Below are 18,607 nucleotides of genomic sequence, written 5' to 3'. Positions count from 1 at the left end.
ATACGGATAAGGTGTTCCACGGACGGCTCCCTTGTTTGAGATCTCAACGAACTCATTCTGGCACATCCGATGCCGTCGGGCGCCGTCCACCCCATCATGCCGTTACCTTGCGGCAGTGCTCCAGCAGACCAGAACCAAACGCTGCCACCCGGTCCTGCGAAAAAGCTCGAAGCACTCTGGGACTGGTCGTCTCGATCAATTCGGTCTTCCATTGGCGGAGCCAGCGCTTCCGCAGCTTCTGGCTCGCGGTCATGGTGGAAGGGCGACGAGCGCAATGGCGGATACAAGCGCCGTTCTGAGCCGCTGCATTCTTCGGCTGATGTCACGGCATGGATTCCAGGGTCTGCGCGACGTCGCTTCGCTCCTGCTCCGCCCTGGGATGACGAAGGTGTGGTGTCATATGCTAATCGCCAGCGTTGGAGATTGGCGGATGTAGCTGGTCGGCAGCGAACGTTTGCAGTTGCGACACTCCCAGGCGTTAATCCCAACGTTCTCAGATCGTCTGCTTCTTGCCATCCCTGGTCGGCATCAGGTCGACGCCGTTGACCTTGCCGATATGCGTGGCCAGCATCGGCACATACTGGTCGGCGGGGCCGGCCGCGAAGGCGCCGGCGAAGGCGTTCTTGGTGGCGTTGCCGAGCGGGTTGGCGATGCCGGCAGCGCCCGCCATCGATTCGAGATAGGTGAGATCCTTGAAGGCGTTGGCGATGGTGAATTTGTGCGCGTCGCGGTCGCCTTCCAGCGTCCAGCGCATGAAGGTCTGATAGAAGCCGCAATCCATGCGGCCGTTGCGGATGACGCTGTCGAAGCGCGGCGGCGAGATGCCAACCTTCTGCGCCAGCGCCAGCGCCTCGGAATAGATCGCGGCGTAGCCGAGCGAGATGAAATTGTTGAGCAGCTTCATGCGATGGCCGTCACCGGTGTCGCCGATATGGACGATACGCCCGGCCCAGGTTTCGAGCACCGGCTTCAGCCGGGCAAAGACCGCGTCGGGCGCGCCAACCATGGCATCGAGCGTGCCTTCCCAAGCCTCCTTCGGGGTGCGGCTGAGCGGGGCATCGACATAATCGACGCCGAGCGCCTTGAGCTCGGCGGCCAGCGCCACCGTCGAAACGGGATCAGAGGTCGAGCAATCGACGACAACCGATCCCGGCTTCAGGCCTTCCTTGAGGCCGCCTGGGCCGCGGATGATGGCTTCGACCTCGCGCGAGCCGGTGACGCAGATGAAGACGATATCGGATGCCGCCGCGACGTCGCGCGAGGTTGCCGCTTCCCTGGCGCCGCGGCCGAGCAGGTCTTCCACCGGCGTGCGGTTCTTGCGGCCGAGAAACGTCAGCGGATAACCCTTGTCGACGATGTTCTTCGCGATCCCGTGCCCCATCAGGCCAAGCCCGATGAAGCCGATCTTTTCGCTCGCGGCGGTCGTGTTCATGTCGTTTCGTCCTATTTGCAGTGATGGATGACGGCGCTGCACCTTGCCGGCGAATTGTTGAAGCGGGTTTTTGCCGCATGCCATGGCAGGCGATTGCAGAGTTCGGTATTGTCTGACAATACACATGAATCTTAGGGAGAGCAAAATGACGAAGCGGATCATGTTCACCGGCGGCAGCGGCAAGGCCGGGCGCCACGTCGTGCAGTATCTGGTCGAGCAGGGCTGCCAGGTGCTCAACATCGACACCAAGCCGCTCGACAATCCCAAGGTGCGCACGCTGATCACCGACATCACCGACAGCGGGCAGGTGTTCAATGCGCTGTCGAGCTATATGGGCCTGCATGAATTCGACCCGTCGCTGCGTACGCAGCCGGTGGATGCCGTGGTGCATTTCGCGGCGATCCCGCGCATCATGATCACGCCCGACAATGAGGTGTTCCGCATCAACGCGCTCGGCACCTACAACGTGATCGAGGCCGCGGTGAAGCTCGGCATCCGCAAGGTGGTGATCGCCTCCAGCGAAACGACCTACGGGCTGGTCTTCGCCAACGAGCCGCGCAACCCGACGCATTTTCCGCTCGACGAGGCGTACGACGTCGACCCGATGGACAGCTACGCGCTGTCCAAGGTCGTCAACGAGAAGACGGCGCGCGCCTTTGCGCTGCGCAGCGGCTTCGACATCTACGCCTTGCGCATCGGCAACGTCATCGAGCCGCATGAATATTCGCTGTTTCCGAAATGGTTCGCCGATCCGGGTTTCCGCAAGCGCATCGCCTGGAGCTATATCGACGCGCGCGACCTCGGCCAGATCACGCTGCGCGCCATCGAGAAGGACGGGCTCGGCTATCAGGTGTTCAACGCGGCCAACGACGACACCTCGTCCGACCTGCCGACGGCCGAACTGCTGAAGCGGTTTTATCCCGATGTGCCGGTCAAGGGCGACCTTGACGAATACGAGACGCTGCTCTCCAACCGCAAGGCGCGCGACATGCTCGGCTTCCGGCCGGAGCACAGCTGGCGGAAATACGTCAAGACGACCTGACCGGGGCAGCTGACGCGGAACCGGCACTGGGCCAGCCCCGAATTGCTCGTCATGACTCCAGGCTTACACCGGCTACGACCGATGCGCCCACACCCTAGGTTCAGGCGTTCGCCGTCGGGTTCATCCATACGATTTCCCAGACGTAGCCATCCGGGTCTTCAATGTGGCGGTTGTACATGAAGCCAAGATCCTGTGCGGGGTTGGGATCGGCGCGACCGCCCGCCGCAACCGCGCTGGTCAGTGTTGCATCGACGGCGTCGCGGTTATCGACAGTGAGGACGATCATTGCCTGGCTGTCGCGCCGTGCGTCGCCGATTGGGCGTTTGGTGAATTCGCGGTAGTGGTCATGGGTCAGCAGCATCACCCCGATCGTGTCCGAGAACATGAGCGAGGTGGATTTCTCGCCGGAAAACTGCGGGTTCACAGTGCCGCCTAGCGCCACGTAGAACGCCGTCGAGGCCGACAGGTCACGGACAGGCAGGTTCACGAAAATCATTTTGGGCATCGATTTCGCTTTCTCCAGGGCTGCGCGCTGCGCTATTGTCTTGCTGCAATGTAAGTAGATGCAATGTATCTTGATTGCAAGATACATTTTGCCGAGGGAATATTTGCCATGGATCGCGCCGAGGCCGCAGCTAAGCAATGGGCCCGCGAGCGCCCCGATCTTCCGTCGTTACCTGTTGAAACGGTAGGTCGTCTGCTTGATGCCGCCGCACGGGTCATCCGCGATCACATGAACCCGTTGCTCAAAGAAGCAGGCCTGAATGTAGGTGAGTTCGATGTGCTCACGCCGCTTAGGCGCGCCGGTGAACCCTATATGCTTTCACCTACTCAGCTCTACGAATCGGCAATGATCTCCTCGGGCGGCATGACCAGCCGCCTGGACCGGCTGGAGCGCGCTGGGCTGGTTGAACGACGCCCCGATCCCGCCGACCGGCGCGGCAAGCAAATTGCGCTGACGACCGGCGGCAAGCGCGCGATAGACGATTTGATCGGTCCAATGGTGGCGCTGGAAGAGCAATTAATCTCCGTGCTGACGTCGGCGGAGCAGGAAACTCTTAATGCTCTACTTAAGAAATTGCTCACCGGTCTTTGAATTAGAAACTGTTTTGTCGTTCACGGAAACGCCGAACCGATCTATATTTTTTGTTTTGAGGCAATTCCGGGCGGAAAATCGTTTCACACTTTTCCTGGAATTGCTTCAGGTCGTTGTCCACGTCGGCACTCACCTCTGCCTCTGAATCAACGAGTCCTGACCCTACTTGTCTTTCCAGAATTCGGCCTGGAGTTGCGCCGCTTCATCGGCAAGCAGCGGGCCGACGACTTCAGTCGGACGCTGCCCGGCTTCGAAGACGATCCTGCAGGGCAGGTCGAGTGTGGGATTCTCGACATGTGCACCCGTTACCCGCTTGAGGTCATGTTCGCTCTGCCCAAAGACGACCCGTCCGATGCCCGCCCAATAGATTGTGCCGGAGCACATCGCGCAAGGTTCGGCCGACGTGTAGAGGGTGCAGGAGGCCAGCTTTTCGAGACTGACATTCATCCCCGCCCACGAGGCCAGCAGCCTTTCGGCATGAGCGGTGCGGTCGCCGCCGCCGGCTTTGTAACCGTTGGGCTGCTCGCGCAACACATTGCCGTCCTTGTCGGCCAGGAGCGAACCAAAGGGATGTTCGCCAGCATCGCGGGCCCTGCGCGCGACTTCGAATGCCTGACGGAGCAGACGCTCATCATACGGGCGCTGTGGCATCGGCAGATCCTTCGGCAGTGCCGCTTGACCATAGTGCCGGACAATCCGCCGACACAAGTCAACAAGCAAGGCTCAAGCCTCGTTCCGATTGGGCCGTTGAGCCAGCCAGATGCTGCCGATGACGAAAACGACGCCGGCGATTTGAGGCAAGGTCAGTGTCTGATCCAGGAATACCCATCCAAGCAGCACGGCGGTCACCGGGCTGAGGAAAAGCAGCGATGACACCACGGCAGATTCCAGTCGCGCAATGCCCCGGAACCAGAGGACATAGGTCAGCGCCGCGCCGATCAGCCCTAGCCACACGAGTCCAAGCAGGTTGGCGCCGGTCGGGATTGGGATAGACGGCTCGAAAAGCAGGACCACCGGAACGAGAAGGAGACCACCGGCAGTCAGTTGCCATGCCGTAAAGGCGAGCAGCGATGCTGGCGGCTGCCACTTGCGGCTCAACACGCTTCCGAAGGCCATTGAGGCCGCCCCGGCGAGGCCGGCGGCAACGCCGACCGCATCGAGCGCTGCATTCGGGGTCAGCACCAGCAATGCAACACCGGCGATCCCGATAAGGGCGGCGACGATCGCCAACCGACGGACAGGGCTGGCAAGCAGGGCAGCAGCGAGGAAAATCACGATCAATGGCTGGACCGACAGCACGGTCGCCGCGACCCCGCCCGGAAGCCGGTAGGCGGCGACAAACAACATGCTCAGGAAGATCGAGATGTTGAGGGCTCCGAGGACGAAACTGCGCAGCCACCAGATGCCCATCGGCAGTTGCCGAACGATCGCCAGCAGCAGCAATCCGGCGGGCAAGGCACGCAGCATTGCGACCGTCATCGGCGAAAAGTTGGGCAGGAACTGCGTGGTGACGATATAGGTGCTGCCCCATATTGCGGGTGCAATGGCTGTAAGCAACAGATCGGAACGGTGCGTTTTCATAAGATTTCCAGTATTTCGGCAAGAGGGCGGCGCGGCTTTTGCGGCCAGTTTCCGGGCGCGGCGCGGCCGACGGCGATGAGCATCACCGGCACTTCATTGCGCCCAAGGCCAAACTCGCGGGCCATGCCTTCGGCATCGAAGCCGGCCATCGGACCGGAGACGAGCCCCAGCGCTTCGGCCGCGAAAATCAGCGTTGCGGCGCCAAGCGTTGCCGAGCGTACCGCTTCGTCGCGGGCTGCCCGAGGATCGGCATATTGTGCGCGGGCGCCCTCCTGCCAGCCCGAAGCCATATCCACCGGCATGAAGCCGGCTTCGATGAAAGGACGCAGCCTTGCATTGAGGGCAGCGTGGTCGGGGAGTACGCCGCAGATGATGAAGGTGACCGCTGCGTCCTGCACCTTCACCTGGCCGTGGGCCACGCTGCGCAACCGCGCCTTTGCTTCCGGCGTCCGCACGGCGATGAAACGCCAATTCTGAAGGTTGTAGGCGCTTGGCGCGCGCGTTGCGAGACGTGCCAGCTCCTCGATCTCGGCATCCGTCAATTCGTGCGAGGCATCGAACCGATTGGCCGACATGCGCCGCTCGATAAGGGAAATTGCGGGGTTGGTCATCATGTCATTCCGAAACTGAGCAAGTCGTTCGGGAAGCAGATAGAGAATTTACCAAGGAGCGATAATATGCAACAATTGAAAGACATTATTTACTGGAAGAGAACGGTGAGATGGATCGCCTGACTGCGCTGCAGGTTTTCCGCCAGGTGGCGGAACTGAACAGCTTTGCCGAAGCCGGACGGCGCCTGGGTCTCTCGCCTCCCGCGATCAGCAAGAACATCGCCGAATTGGAGGCGCATCTGGGGGTGCGGCTCATCAACCGGACAACGCGGCGCATGGCGCTGACCGAAGAGGGCAGGATCTATCTGGAGCATGTCATGCAGGGGCTCGATGCGCTGGCCAGGGCCGACCAGGTCCTCGGCCCGATCAAGACGGCGCCGAGCGGCACGTTGCGGGTCAGCGCGCCGATGACTGTCACGTTGACGCGGCTTTCGGCTGCCATCCCCGCGTTTCTATCGCGCTATCCCGATTTGAAGCTCGATCTGCACCTTGATGACAGGCGCGTCGATATCGTGCGGCAGGGATTTGACCTTGCCATTCGCGGCAGCGACAATCTTGAGGATTCCAGCCTGGTCGCCCGAAAGCTTGCGGTCATGCCGCACGTGCTTTGCGCAGCTCCGTCCTATTTCGAGAAGCACGGCCGGCCTAAAACGCCCGCCGATTTGAAGGCGGCCAATTGCATCCGGTTCAGCCTCTCGGGGCATGCGGACATATGGGACTTCCATAAGGACGGCCGCAGCGAGCGGGTCGCCATCGACGGACGATATTCGGTTTCCTCGAGCCTTGCCGTGCGCGATGCGCTGCGCGCCGGCTTCGGCGTCAGCCTGATCCCCTATCCCTATGTCGAGAGCGACCTGAAAGCAGGCCGGCTGCAATCGGCTCTGGATGACTGGGACAAGGTCGAAACCACACTCTACGCGGTCTATCCGGCACGGCAGCATCTTGCCCCGAAAATCCGCGTCTTCCTTGATTTCCTGATCGAGGAATTCAGCCGGGACAAAGAGAGGTCGTTCGTGCCTGTCCGACGGGAAGGCTCGGCAAAGCACGGGGTCGGCGAGGCGACGGATACGGAAAATCAAACTGGGATACCGCCGTCGATTTCATCTCCTTGACACGCCTCCAAATCCGGACTTTGTGGAGCCATGCGGGACGCGAAGCCGGATAAGGGAAAGACAGCGGCCGAGGCGTTCGCCGAACGCACGAGCGGTATCCGCCGTGCCGATGCGGCGCGCATACCGGGGTCGAGCGTGCATGCCTCGCTCGCCAACGAAATCGGGCTGAGGATCGTGCGCGGCGATTATCCGCCGGGAACCATCCTGCCCAATGAGGCCAAATGGTCGGAGACCTTCGACGTCAGCCGCTCGGCGGTGCGCGAAGCCATAAAAATGCTGATGGCGAAGAGCCTATTGGCGTCACGTCCGAAAATCGGCAGCTGGGTCGAGCCGAAGGAGCGCTGGAACCTGCTCGATCGCGACGTGCTGGCCTGGTATGCGACCTCGCCGGACCGCGAGGTGTTCCTCCGGACGGTGCAGGAATTCCGCCACATCATCGAGCCGGAGGCCAGCGCTTTTGCCGCCATGCGGCGCACCGACGAGCAGATGGCCGAGATCAGCCAGGCCTGCCGCGAGATGGGCGAGGCAACCAATCTGCAGGAGCGCACGCGCGCCGACACGCGGTTTCACCTCGCCATCCTGCGCGCCTCGGGCAACGATCTGCTGGTGCCGCTCGGCGTGCTGATCGAATCGGCATTCGATCATCTGTTCGCTTATACCACGCGGGAATTGGACGATTTGCAGCATGCGCAGAGGCTGCATGAGGCAATCGAGAAGAGCATCCGGCTGAAGCGGCCGGACGCGGCGCGCAATGCGGTGCGCAAGCTGCTGGCCAATACCGACAGCGTCATCAAGTCCAGATAGCGCCGTTCGGCTACAGGTGGAGTGCTCAGTCGAAGGGTGCGGTCGCGAGATGCCGCCGGGTCAGCCCGATCAGCAGCGCCTGGTCGCGGGCGGCGTGTTCGGGTGGGTTGACGACGGCATCGCCATTGACGATCGCCGCCCAGAAGCCACGCATCTCTTCGACGAAGGCTTCGGCGTAACCGGCACGCAAATCTTTCTTCGACAGCGTGTGACCGTCCGAGGTCGTCACCGTCAGCCGGGTCGGATGATGATTGAGCCAGGGCGAGGGGAATTCGAGCTCGAGGCTGGCATCGTCGAAGAACAGCGTGATCCGCTCCTTGTAGTCGGCGAGCTTGGGCACGGTGAGATGCGTCATGGTCCACAGTGCCTGCCCGTCCAGCAGCCTGACGGCGCCCTGGCCGCCGTCGCCATTGGCAAAGATCTGCGCGCCGACGACCTCGCCGTCCGGCACGCCGAGCGCATCGAGCAGGCCATGGACGGCATTGACATCGTGAATCAAGGCCGAGCTGTAAGCGCCGGTAAATCCACGGAAAGCGAGATCGGTGAAAGGCACGCCAATGGCGTGTTCGACCTGGCGCTTCTGCTTGGCCGCGACAGCGGCGATCATGTCCTTCGGGATATCGGTGCCGCGCCTGTAGGGCTGGTGGGCGATGAACGGCCAGGCGTCGGGATCGTTCACTTCCACCGAGACCGAACGCAGCGTGCTTGATGTTCCAGGCAGCGAAGCGAGCGCCAGCCGATAGCTCGGATCGAAGCGCTTCATATAGCCGACTTGCATGATTTTCCTGGCGGCATCGCGCGCGGCGACAATCTTGGCGATTTCCGCCAGCGAATAGCAGAGCGGCTTTTCGCAAAAGACGTGCAGGCCAACCGCCAGCGCCGCCAGCACCTGTTCGTGATGCAGCGGGTCCGGCGAGCCGATCACCACCGCGTCGAGGCGTTGGTCGAAGAGCTGGTCGATCGTTTCGAAATTGGCAATGCCATGGGTGTCGGTGACGAACTGCCGCGAAATCCTGGAGGGATCGGCGACCCCGACCAGCTCGAACAATTCGCCGAGGCGCAGCAGATTGGGGATATGCTCGACCTGCGAGATCATGCCGGCGCCGACGACCCCGACGCGTAACCTGCTCATTGGATCATTCCCCGCAATGTCCGATTGTCAGCTCAAGGCGCCGCAGGCGGCCGGTTGCCGATCTGGGCAAGCAGGCCGGCAATCTCCGCCTCGACCGCTTTCAAATCCTCGCCGCCCGACATGATCGAGATGACCTCGTCGCGCGAGATCTCCGACTTGGCGTAGGTGCCGCGATTGCGGCCGCGGTTGAGCAGCGTGAAGGTGTCGCCGACCGGATAGGCATGGTGGATGTTGTGGCTGATGAAGATGACGGCCAGGCCCCGCATGCGTGCTTCGATGATGAACTTCAGCACCATCGCCGCCTGGTGGACGCCGAGTGCCGAGGTCGGCTCGTCGAGGATCAGGACGCGCGCGCCAAAATGCACGGCGCGTGCGATCGCCACCGACTGGCGCTCGCCGCCCGACAACGTGCCGACGGCTTGCGTCGGGTCGCGCACGTCGATGCCGATATCGGCCATCGCCTGCCTGGCGATGGTGTTGGCGCGCTCCTTGTCGATGCGCGAGAAGGGCAGGCTGCTTTTGGTCGGCTCGCGGCCGAGGAAGAAGTTGCGGGTGATCGACATCAGCGAGATCATGCCGAGGTCCTGGAACACCGTTGCCACGCCGAGCTCCTGCGCATCGCGCGGGCTGCGGAAGGTGACCGGCTTGCCGTCGACCAGTATTTCGCCCTTGCCCGGCCGGTAGACGCCGGACAAAACCTTGATCAGCGTCGACTTGCCGGCGCCGTTATCGCCGAGCAGGCAGTGGACCTCGCCCGGATAGACCTTGATGTCGATGTCCTGGAGGGCGCGCACCGAGCCGAAATTGACGCTGACGCCGCGCAGTTCCATCGCGGGTTCGGTCATTTGGGCCGGTTCGGTCATTTGGGCCGGTTCGGTCATTTGCCACCTCCGCGGCCGAGCGCCTTCAGCCTGATGTAGTTGTTGACCAGCACGGCCATCAGGATGACGATGCCGAGGAAAACCTTGAACCAGTCGGTGTCGATGCCGGTGTAGAAGATGCCCATCTGCACCAGCCCGAAGATCAGCGCGCCGAACAGCACGCCATAGACGGTGCCGTAGCCGCCGGTGAGCAGCACGCCGCCGATGACGGCGGCGATGATCGCCTCGAATTCCTTGAGCAGGCCGCGCGTGGTGTCGGCGGAGCCCGCCTCCATCACCTGGATGGTGGCAAGCAGCGTCGCCGCGCAGGCGGTGTAGACGAACAGGCTGATCTTGACGCGATCGACCGGCACGCCGACGTTGCGGGCTGCGATCAGGTCGCCGCCGGTGGCGAAGATCCAGTTGCCGTATTTCGTCTGGGTAAGCACGTAGCCGGCCAGCGCCGTCAGGCCAAGCCACCAGACGATCGACATCGGAATGCCGGCGACGAAGGGAATGCCGTCGCTGCGGGTGGCGATCCAGCCTTGCGCGCCCATCCAGTGGAACAGGCCGGTGAGCAGATGGCCGTTGAAAATGCCGGCCGTCGCCGGATCCGGTGCGCCTTCGAGTATGTAGGGGATCTGGGTGCGGCCGGTGACGGCGCGGGTGATGCCGATCGACAGTCCGCGCAGGATATAGAGCGTGGCGAGCGTGACGATGAAGGAGGGCAGGCGCGTCTTCACCACGATCAGGCCGTTGAGATAGCCGGTGAGGATGGCAACGGCGAAGGCACAGGCGATGCCACCCCATAGCGGCAGGCCCCAGTACTTCACCGTCAGCCCGATGACGACACCGGCAAAGCCGACCATGGAGCCGACCGAAAGGTCGAACTCGCCGGCGATGATGAGGAGTGCTGCCGCGGTGGCGACGATGCCGAGCTCCGCCGACAGCGTCAGGAATGTCATCGATCCCTGCAGCGAATAGAGGTTTGCCGCGCCCGGCAGCAGCGCAAAGATGATGATCGTCGCAAGCAATCCGCCGGCGGCACCGGCTTCCGGCCGGCGCAGCCACTGGGTCAGCTTGCCGGTGCTGGCCAGCCGCTCGTCGGCGCCGGCGGCCCGCTTCGACGTCATGCCGAAGCGGTCGGTCGCCTTCAGTTCGCCCGGAGGTATCGCCTTGTCTTCCACGACCGCCATTAGGCTCTCCAATCGCTCAATTCGCAATCTTCGAACGGATCGGGAGAGCGCCTGGCGCATTCTCCCGTTCCGTCGGAGCGCTTGCCTAGCGGATGCCCTCTTTGGCGAGCGCCAAGATCGCCTTGGCTTTTTCCGGCGAGTCTATGAACAGCGGTCCGGTATAGGCATTGTTCTGCGGCCAGAAGCCGTGCGTTGCCTGCTCGACCAGATAGATCACCGGCAAATAGCCCATCAGATATTGCTGGGCGTCCATGCCGAAGCCCATTTCGCCGGCGACGACAGAATCGAGAACCTCCGGGCTGATGTCGAACGTGTAGAGCTTGAGCTTGCCGAACAGTTCCTTGTCGCGGAACATCGGGATCAGCGGATTGGCGGCGGTGGCGCCAAGCGCAAAGACCGCCTGTGTGTCCGGATGCGCCGACAGATAGGCCTCGGTACGGCGCTGGACGTCGGCGGGATCCGGCGCCACGGCCAGAACCTCGGTGCCGCCGCCGGAGGGCTTCAGCCCGTCATTGAGGCCCTGGCAGCGCTGGTCGAGGCTGACATTGCCGACCTCGTGGTTGATGCAGACGACCTTGAGCGTGCCTTCCTTGGCCAGCCGCTCGCCGGCCTTCTTGCCGGAATCATATTCGGAAACGGTGCCGACATAGAGCGTAGTGCCGAGCTCGGCGCCTTCCTTTTCGCCGGAATCCAGAACCACCATGGGAATATTGGCGGCAAGCCCGGATTTGACCGATTTGCCGAGCGCATTGGCGTCGGCGATGGAGACGGCGATACCGTCCGGCTTGGTGGCGATGGCGGCGTCGAGAAGCCGGGCCTGCTCGACCACGTCGAAGACCTGCGGCGCGTAATATTCGACCTTGGCGCCGGTAAGGGCGGCCGCGTCATCGACGCCGCGCTTGACCACCGACCAATAGGGATCGGACGCCGACCCATGCACCACGAAGGTGATGCGCACGTCCTTCGGATCCTTGAGCCCCGCAGCATACGCAATGCCTGTCATCAGGCCCGCCGAAACGAAGGCGCCCAATGCCACTTTCAGAAGAGTTTTCATCTTATTCTCCCATTTGTCGTTGCAGTTCCAATCCCTCTGGCGCCGTTTTCCGGCCGCGACGATCGGCTCACGTCGCGGATCGGGTGGCCGCTTTGCGGGCCTTTGCCGACGCCAATCGCTGTTCGCCCGCGTTGTTGCCGCGGACTGTCCTTGATAATCGCCCGGCCGAGAGTGCGGCGCGAAGCTCCTCGCGCAACGGCTTCATGCCGATGACGTCGATCGGCTGTGCGGTGAGCCAGTCGCGAAAGCCCTGGTCGCGGAACAGCTCGTACTCTTCGGTGCGGATATAGGCGGAGCGCGGCTCGATCAGCTCGAGTTCACCGGGCGCGTTGCAATGCAGGCAAAAGAAGGTCAGGCCCTCGCGCACACCCTCGATGAGCGCTTTGTAAGCCGGCTCGATCGGCCTGGAACGCGGCCGGCCCCAGGTCGTCTGGATGGCGGCGTCGAAAATGGCAAAGCCGCCGGCACGGGCCAGCGCCACGCCGCGCTGGAACGCCTCCTCGGTGACGCCGACCAGATTGTCGTTGGGGGAATAGGCGGACAGGGTCTTGGTCAGCAGCACGGGCAGCTGATATTCGAGCCCGAGCTTGATGTAGATGTCGCAAAATTCCGGCGACAATGCCGCGCCCATATGCGCGTCGAGATGGCTGACGTCGATGCCGGCGCGATAGGCGGTGTCGATCTGGGCGCGAAGCTCGGCCTCGACCGCCTGCGGCACCGCCTTGCGGCGCGTGGTCGCCACGTCGGGCCAGAAGAAGCCGAACTCGTCGGTCAGGCCGGCCGCCCGCGACGGCGCGGTCAACGGCCGCCATTTGTAATGCTGCTTCTCGCTGTTCAGCGTCAGGTGAACGCCAAGGTCAAGGGCAGGTTTGGCGACGGCGCTCTCGGCCATTTCGAGGAACCACGGGCACGGCACCATCACCGCGCCGGAACTGCAGACACCCAGCCCGCTCAATTCGAGGAAGGCGCTGTTGGCGCCGTGGCACATGCCGACATCGTCCTCGTGGAGCACGATCCGTTTGCTGGAGCCGGCGGCGTTCACGACCGGCCGCCTTCCCGCCGGCGCGCCGGTTTCGAGGGTCTTCCAAAGTGTGTCCCGTATTTCATGGAACCAACCGTTTGCCCAACTGGCCGGAATGGAACGCCGAAACCTGGGTTTCCGACAGGGCCACTTTGGCGAATTCGGATGGGTACGATTTGCCTGCCGGCTGAGACACTTAGCTACCGATTTCCCCAATCACGGTTCAAAACCAGTCATAGGAACCGTCTTCCGGGCGCAGATGGCTTGGTCGAATAGCGGCGGAGTGGTTCTTTCAAACTGTGCCGACAAGCCTACAGCTGTCCACACCATCAAGCGACCACATTATCAAGTGACTTGGAGGCCTATCATGTACACCGCCGGCGAAGAGGAAATCGAAGCCATTGCCAGGGTGATCCGCTCGGGCGCGCTGTTTCGTTACGGCAAGGACAGCGAATGCGACCGCTTCGAGGCCCGCTATGCGCAGCATCTTGGCGTCGAGCATTTCGCGCTGGCCGCCAGCGGCACCTATGGGCTCGCCGCCGGCCTGATCGGCCTCGGCATCGGCCCGGGGGACGAAGTGCTGGTGCCGGCGCACACCTATATGGCGACCGCGACCGCGGTGCTGTCGGTAGGGGCCATTCCAGTCATCGTCGACATCGACGAGAGCCTGACCATCGATCCCATCGCCTTGCGCGATGCCATCGGGCCGCGCACCAGGGCGGTCGTCCCGGTGCATATGTGGGGCGCGGCCTGCAACATGAATGCAATCATGGACATTGCTGCCAAGCGCGGCTTGCTGGTGCTGGAGGATGTCTGCCAAGGCATCGGCGGCGGCTATGAGGGCCGCAAGCTCGGCTCGATTGGCCATGCCGGCGCTTATTCCTTCAACTACTTCAAGAACATGACCTCGGGCGAGGGCGGCGGCATCGCCACCAGCGATGCGAAAGTGGCGGAGCGGGCGCGCTGCGCCATCGACCCTTGCCATTTCTACTGGCAGGGCAGAAGCGACAGCATCAAACCCTTCGCCGGCATCGGCGCGCGTGCTTCCGAACTGATGGGGGCGATGCTCAACGTCCAACTCGACCGGCTGGACGGCATCATCGAGGCGATGCGGGCCGAGAAGAAGACGGTGCTGGCCGGTACCCGCCACCTTAGCAATCTTGGGCTGACGCCGTCGCCGATGAACAGCGCGGACGACGATTGTGCCGCACAGGTGATGTACCTGCTGCCGAGCGAGCAGGCGGCGCAGACTTTTTCGAAGACCATTCCGAGCGTCGTTGCCGGCAAGACCGGCCGTCACAATTTCACCCAGTGGGACCAGGTGCTGATGCATGAAGGCGCGCATCATCCGGCGCTCAATCCTTACGCACTGCCCGAGAACCAGGGCCTGCGGCTGGATTATTCCGACGACCTCGGCAAGCGCTCGCTCGACATCCTCAACCGCACCGTGATGGTCGCCATGAACCCGGCGCACAGCGATGCCGACATTCAGGACATGATCCACAACATCGACGCGGCGGCGCGGGTGGCGCTGGAGAATGCTTCGCTCGATGATATCGAATTGCGCAAGGCGGCACCGGTTGACCTGCAGAAGTTCGACAGTGTGAACTAGACCAGATCCGGCGCGGTTTGCTACCCTGCGGTCGAGTTCCTTGTCCGGCGGCCGGGCGAGGATTCCGGCCGGCATAACCGGTCGCCAAAAAATCCGCAGGCCCGTGTCGGATAGGCCGGGCTCCGCTCGTCCTAGGGGGCATCGATCACCAACACGGAGGATTAACGATATGCCCGGCACCGTACGGCTGCACCGCGTTCTGACAACAAGCCCGGAGAAAGTCTACCGCGCGTTCCTCGAAGCGGACGCACTTGCCAAATGGCTTCCGCCGAACGGCTTCACCTGCACGGTTCATCACTTCGAGGCGAAAGTCGGCGGTACGTTCAAAATGTCCTTCCGCAACTTCACCACCGGCGACAGCCACTCGTTCGGCGGCGAATATGTCGAGCTCGTGCCCAATGAGCAACTGCGTTACACCGACCGGTTCGACGACCCCAACCTGGCCGGCGAGATCGAGGTGACCGTGACATTGAAGAAAGTGTCGGTCGGCACCGAAGTCAATATCACGCAGGCAGGTATTCCAGACGCCATCCCGGTTGAGGCCTGCTATCTCGGCTGGCAGGAGTCGCTGCGAAATCTGGCGAAGCTCGTTGAACCCGAGATCAACCAGTAGGATAAAGCGCTGCCCTGGCGGGTTGGCGTCGCTAACCGGAAACCCAGGGATGACGCCGTTCTTCCCACCCAACATGCGCCGGGGCCGGAAAGGCCGGATCGGCGAAGCAGCCGACCGCGACAGCGATCCATTCAGGCTTTCGCCCGGGCTCCCAGAAGACGCTTGAGCCGCAGCCCGGGCAGAAATGGAAAGTGACGTGGTGGCCGCTCCGAGCTGACCGCCTGTAGGTTCTGGCGTCGCCTTCGGCTTCTACCTTGTCGCGCGCAAAGAAGGCGGCGACGCCGTATGTGCTGCCGGTCCGTTTCTGGCAGTCGAGGCAGTGGCACTGTGCGATCAGTTGCGGCGCTCCGTTACAGGAGATCCTCAGTTGCCCACAGGCACAGGATGCGGTTCTCATGGCAATCCTCATGGTTCAGATGAATGCGTTGCCCGCCTATACCGGCGGTAGGCATGCTTCTGGTTTTCGGGGAGGTTCGGCCTTGGGAAGCGCGCTTTGCGCGAACGCCGAAAAACAAGGACCGATGCCCCATATTCCTAATCACTGCGGGCGACGGACTCAACCCCGCGGTGAACGAGATGGAGAGCCTGGCTCTAGCTTCTATCCAATCTTAGGAACGCGGCGCGCAACGCCAGAACGGCGCGCAAGATCTGGCGTTCGTCCATCGCCGCATAGCCGAGCAGCAGCCCGTGCTCGGGTTCAGTGGAATGATAGTTGATCGAGATGCCCTGGACGTCGAGCCCCTCCTTGACGGCTGCGGCGACCACGTCGCTGTCCTTATAGGGCCTGACAAAGCTCGCCAGCAGTTGCATGCCGGAATCGTTTTCCGTGACCGTCAGCCATTCCGCCAGATGCTCCTGGCACAGCTTGACGAAGTTCGCCTGCCGGCGCGCGTAGAGCCGGCGCATGCGCTTGAGGTGCGTGGCGAAATAGCCCTGGGTGATGAAGTCGTTGACCGTTGCCTGCAGGATCAGCGGCGCGAACTGACCGGTGATGCTCACCGCCCGGTCGAACGGAACCGACAATTCGCGCGGCACGATCAGATAGCCGATGCGCAGCGCCGGGATCAGCGTCTTGCCGAAGCTGCCGATATAGACGACGCGGTCGGCATGATCGAGCCCGCGCAGCGCCGGCACCGGCCGGCCGCGGAACCGGTATTCGCCATCATAGTCATCCTCGACGATCCAGGCGCCGTTGCGTTCGGCGATGTCGAGCAGCTGCAACCGCTCCTCGATGCGCATGATGGTGCCGAACGGCCATTGGCAGGATGGCGTCACATAGATCAGCCGCGGCGGCGGCAGCTCCGGATTGGCAAGATGCCAGCCGCGCCGGTCGACCTTCAACGGTGCCAGCTTGGCGCCGCTGGCGAGAAAGGCGCTTTTGGCGCCGAGATAGCCGGGCTCCTCCATCCAGACATGGTCGCCTTCGTCCATCAGCACGCGCGAGACCAGATCGAGCGCTGCCTGCGCACCGGTGACGATGATCACCTGGTCGGCGGTGCAGCTGATGCCGCGCGACAGGCCGATGGTCGAGGCAATGGCCTGACGCAGGCCGGGGTGGCCGGCAAAGGAGAGATAACCAAGCAGGCTCTCGTCGCGGCTGCGTGCATTGCGCACCAGAAGGCTTGACCAGATGGTGAACGGAAACGATGCCGTTTCAGGCACGCCGGGATGGAAATTGATGACGCCGGCATTGCGTGGCGGTTGCGGGCCGTTGACGATGGTCTGGCCACGCCGCGACAGCTTTTGCGGCGCTGCCAGTCCGGCGCGCAGGGATGCTAAGGGGCGGTTCTGCTGGATCGGCGCCACCCAGGTGCCCGATCCGGCGCGCGCCTCGATAAAACCTTCGGCAAGGAGCTGGTCATAGGCGGCGATGACCGTGTTGCGCCCGACCTTCAGATCTTCGGCCAGCGAGCGCGTCGACGGCAGCAGCGTGTTCTGCGGGATCTGGCCGTCAAGGATGAAGCGTCGCAAGGCGCCGTAGATCTGACGATGCATCGGTTCTTCCGAAGCGCGGTCGACCGACATGATGTCGAGGGAAAGGCGCATGTGGTCGGCCACGGCACTATCCCCCGACGAACCGGGCGGCGCGGGCGATCTTTTCCTCGTTGAGCCGGCAGACGGTGTCGAGCACCAGTCGCCTGGTTTCGGGGCGGATCTCGCGGCTGTTCTTCAGCGCGCGATGCACGGTGGCGGCGCCAAGTTCCGCCTTCTCGGCAATCTCGCGGATGGTGCAAAGCCGTTCCATGCCAAGCGCAGCTTCGAAAGCCATGTCGCTCCTCCTCGGTTGCATCAAGGCACGGCTTCCGGCCGGCCTCAAGCTTGAAAGTCGGGGTTTTAATCCAGAGCCGGGATTCTGCGATCCGCGCCGCATAGGGAGCAAGACGGCGCGGATCGCCGGGCGCTTCCGCGTCGCTAACCCCATCGAGGCGCGCGCCCATTATGTTCCTCCGGCTCGCAATGCGGGCCGGTCAGCCTGCCTTCCGAGTCGCCACTTCGAAGCCGGCCTCGCGGGCGGTGGCGAGCAGCGAGAAATAGCCTTTGCTGGCATAGGTCAGCGGATGCGCCTTGGCCGGATCCTGCTCGGCTTCGACAACGAGCCAGCCTTCATAGCCGCGCGCGGCGAGGGGTTTCAGCAATGACAGGAAATCGACCGAGCCGTCGCCGGGCACGGTAAAAATGCCGTCCATTACCGCCGCCATGAAGCTCATGTCCTCGCGGCGTGCCCGTTCCAGCACCGCTCTGCGAACGTCCTTGCAATGGAAATGCACGATACGGTCGAGATGCCGTTGCAGCAGCGATTGCGGGTCGCCGCCCGAAAACAGGCAGTGGCCGGTATCGAACAAAAGGCCGACGCTTCGGCCCGTCGCCTCCATCAGCCTGTCGACTTCATCGTCCGTCTCGACGATGGTGCCCATGTGGTGGTGGAAGGCCATGCCGACCCCGAATGCGGCCATGCGGTCGGCGAGGGCGGTCAGTTTCTCGCCATAGGACGGCCAGTCGCTGTCGGCGAGGCGCGGACGCTCGGAGATCGGTGCGAAAATGCCGTCATGGCGACCGCGCGAGGTGTCGGCGTAGACGACGATCCTGGCGCCAAGGTTGCGCAACAGCTGAAGATGTGGGGTGATCGCCGCGAATTCCTCGTCGACCGTGCGGTCGAGAATGCGGCCATCATACCAGCCGGAGACGAGTTCCAGGCCATAGGAAGACAGGAGCGGCCCAAGCACTTCAGCCTGGCGCGGAAATTTGCCGCCGAGTTCGGTGCCGCGGTAGCCGGCCAGCGCCGTTTCCGACAGGCAGGTCTCCAAGGACGTATCCCCGCCAAGCGCCGGAACGTCGTCATTGCTCCAGGTGATGGGATTGATGCCGATCTTGACCGTCATGACGCCAGGCTTTTGCGGGCTCGGGAATCCAAGCCGAGCCTGCAGACTGGCGGCAAAGAGG

General features: G+C 62.9%; 20 protein-coding genes. 6 read left to right on the top strand and 14 right to left on the bottom strand.

Going from position 1 to position 18,607, the window contains the following annotated elements; all coding sequences use genetic code 11:
• Positions 1-493 precede the first annotated feature (493 nt).
• Entirely contained in the window at positions 494-1,432 is a 939-nt protein-coding gene (locus NKJ91_RS15325) for an NAD(P)-dependent oxidoreductase (protein ID WP_352456263.1), read from the bottom strand.
• 145 nt (positions 1,433-1,577) lie between these two features.
• Here NKJ91_RS15325 and NKJ91_RS15320 point away from each other — a divergent pair, with 145 nt between their 5' ends.
• Entirely contained in the window at positions 1,578-2,474 is an 897-nt protein-coding gene (locus NKJ91_RS15320; RefSeq protein WP_352456262.1) for an NAD-dependent epimerase/dehydratase family protein, read from the top strand.
• 100 nt (positions 2,475-2,574) lie between these two features.
• On the opposite strand, the gene NKJ91_RS15315 is transcribed toward NKJ91_RS15320, so the two are convergent.
• Positions 2,575-2,979, bottom strand: coding sequence for a VOC family protein (locus tag NKJ91_RS15315; RefSeq protein WP_352456261.1), 405 nt, complete (start codon positions 2,977-2,979; stop codon positions 2,575-2,577).
• 108 nt (positions 2,980-3,087) lie between these two features.
• Between NKJ91_RS15315 and NKJ91_RS15310 the strand changes: the two genes are divergently transcribed.
• The gene (locus NKJ91_RS15310) at positions 3,088-3,570 is read left to right on the top strand and encodes a MarR family winged helix-turn-helix transcriptional regulator (protein WP_352456260.1); all 483 of its coding nucleotides are present in this window, start codon (positions 3,088-3,090) and stop codon (positions 3,568-3,570) included.
• A gap of 162 nt (positions 3,571-3,732) precedes the next feature.
• Here the strand turns inward: NKJ91_RS15310 and NKJ91_RS15305 are convergent, their stop codons facing one another.
• From NKJ91_RS15305 to NKJ91_RS15295, 3 genes are all read right to left on the bottom strand, one after another.
• Entirely contained in the window at positions 3,733-4,221 is a 489-nt protein-coding gene (locus tag NKJ91_RS15305; protein WP_352456259.1) for a nucleoside deaminase, read from the bottom strand.
• 72 nt (positions 4,222-4,293) lie between these two features.
• Positions 4,294-5,151: an EamA family transporter gene (locus NKJ91_RS15300; protein WP_352456258.1), complete on the bottom strand. Its 858-nt coding sequence runs from the start codon at positions 5,149-5,151 to the stop codon at positions 4,294-4,296.
• Positions 5,148-5,762, bottom strand: a complete 615-nt coding sequence (locus tag NKJ91_RS15295) for a nitroreductase family protein (RefSeq protein ID WP_352456257.1) — start codon at positions 5,760-5,762, stop codon at positions 5,148-5,150. The genes NKJ91_RS15300 and NKJ91_RS15295 overlap by 4 nt, the downstream gene beginning before the upstream one ends.
• A 110-nt stretch (positions 5,763-5,872) precedes the next feature.
• On the opposite strand from NKJ91_RS15295, the gene NKJ91_RS15290 reads away from it, so the two are divergent.
• Both NKJ91_RS15290 and NKJ91_RS15285 read left to right on the top strand, forming a co-directional pair.
• Positions 5,873-6,874, top strand: coding sequence for a LysR family transcriptional regulator (locus NKJ91_RS15290; RefSeq protein ID WP_352456256.1), 1,002 nt, complete (start codon positions 5,873-5,875; stop codon positions 6,872-6,874).
• A 30-nt stretch (positions 6,875-6,904) separates the two neighbouring features.
• A complete protein-coding gene (locus tag NKJ91_RS15285) occupies positions 6,905-7,678 on the top strand; it encodes a FadR/GntR family transcriptional regulator (protein WP_352456255.1) in 774 nt (257 codons plus the stop codon).
• 25 nt (positions 7,679-7,703) lie between these two features.
• Here NKJ91_RS15285 and NKJ91_RS15280 read toward each other — a convergent pair whose 3' ends face one another.
• From NKJ91_RS15280 to NKJ91_RS15260, 5 genes are all read right to left on the bottom strand, one after another.
• Entirely contained in the window at positions 7,704-8,810 is a 1,107-nt protein-coding gene (locus tag NKJ91_RS15280; RefSeq protein ID WP_352456254.1) for a Gfo/Idh/MocA family protein, read from the bottom strand.
• 32 nt (positions 8,811-8,842) lie between these two features.
• Complete coding sequence (locus NKJ91_RS15275; protein WP_352456269.1) at positions 8,843-9,655, bottom strand: ATP-binding cassette domain-containing protein; 813 nt, start codon at positions 9,653-9,655, stop codon at positions 8,843-8,845.
• 32 nt (positions 9,656-9,687) lie between these two features.
• Complete coding sequence (locus tag NKJ91_RS15270; RefSeq protein ID WP_352456268.1) at positions 9,688-10,803, bottom strand: ABC transporter permease; 1,116 nt, start codon at positions 10,801-10,803, stop codon at positions 9,688-9,690.
• 148 nt (positions 10,804-10,951) lie between these two features.
• Complete coding sequence (locus tag NKJ91_RS15265; RefSeq protein ID WP_352456252.1) at positions 10,952-11,920, bottom strand: rhizopine catabolism ABC transporter substrate-binding protein; 969 nt, start codon at positions 11,918-11,920, stop codon at positions 10,952-10,954.
• 67 nt (positions 11,921-11,987) lie between these two features.
• Positions 11,988-12,962 carry a polysaccharide deacetylase family protein gene (locus tag NKJ91_RS15260; protein WP_352456251.1) on the bottom strand — a complete coding sequence of 325 codons (975 nt, stop codon included), beginning with the start codon at positions 12,960-12,962 and terminating at the stop codon, positions 11,988-11,990.
• Between the two features lie 346 nt (positions 12,963-13,308).
• Here NKJ91_RS15260 and NKJ91_RS15255 point away from each other — a divergent pair, with 346 nt between their 5' ends.
• Together NKJ91_RS15255 and NKJ91_RS15250 are read left to right on the top strand one after the other, a co-directional pair.
• On the top strand, positions 13,309-14,553 hold the full coding sequence (locus tag NKJ91_RS15255; RefSeq protein ID WP_352456250.1) for a DegT/DnrJ/EryC1/StrS family aminotransferase: 1,245 nt from the start codon (positions 13,309-13,311) through the stop codon (positions 14,551-14,553).
• 169 nt (positions 14,554-14,722) lie between these two features.
• Positions 14,723-15,166, top strand: a complete 444-nt coding sequence (locus NKJ91_RS15250) for an SRPBCC family protein (protein ID WP_023675820.1) — start codon at positions 14,723-14,725, stop codon at positions 15,164-15,166.
• Positions 15,167-15,197: 31 nt separating this feature from the next.
• Here NKJ91_RS15250 and NKJ91_RS15245 read toward each other — a convergent pair whose 3' ends face one another.
• The 4 genes from NKJ91_RS15245 to iolE form a co-directional block, all read right to left on the bottom strand.
• Positions 15,198-15,563, bottom strand: coding sequence for a GFA family protein (locus tag NKJ91_RS15245; protein WP_352456249.1), 366 nt, complete (start codon positions 15,561-15,563; stop codon positions 15,198-15,200).
• Between the two features lie 194 nt (positions 15,564-15,757).
• Positions 15,758-17,224: a rhizopine catabolism transcriptional regulator MocR gene (gene mocR / locus NKJ91_RS15240; RefSeq protein ID WP_352456248.1), complete on the bottom strand. Its 1,467-nt coding sequence runs from the start codon at positions 17,222-17,224 to the stop codon at positions 15,758-15,760.
• Positions 17,225-17,228: 4 nt separating this feature from the next.
• Complete coding sequence (locus NKJ91_RS15235; protein ID WP_352453276.1) at positions 17,229-17,435, bottom strand: LacI family DNA-binding transcriptional regulator; 207 nt, start codon at positions 17,433-17,435, stop codon at positions 17,229-17,231.
• A gap of 199 nt (positions 17,436-17,634) precedes the next feature.
• Complete coding sequence (gene iolE, locus NKJ91_RS15230) at positions 17,635-18,546, bottom strand: myo-inosose-2 dehydratase (RefSeq protein WP_352456247.1); 912 nt, start codon at positions 18,544-18,546, stop codon at positions 17,635-17,637.
• Positions 18,547-18,607: the final 61 nt, after the last annotated feature.

Source organism: Mesorhizobium sp. M0040 (genome assembly GCF_040323505.1).
Classification (GTDB): Bacteria; Pseudomonadota; Alphaproteobacteria; order Rhizobiales; family Rhizobiaceae; genus Mesorhizobium.
The sequence above is the reverse complement of the archived record's forward strand: the minus strand, read 5'-3'. Positions and strand labels throughout refer to the sequence as shown.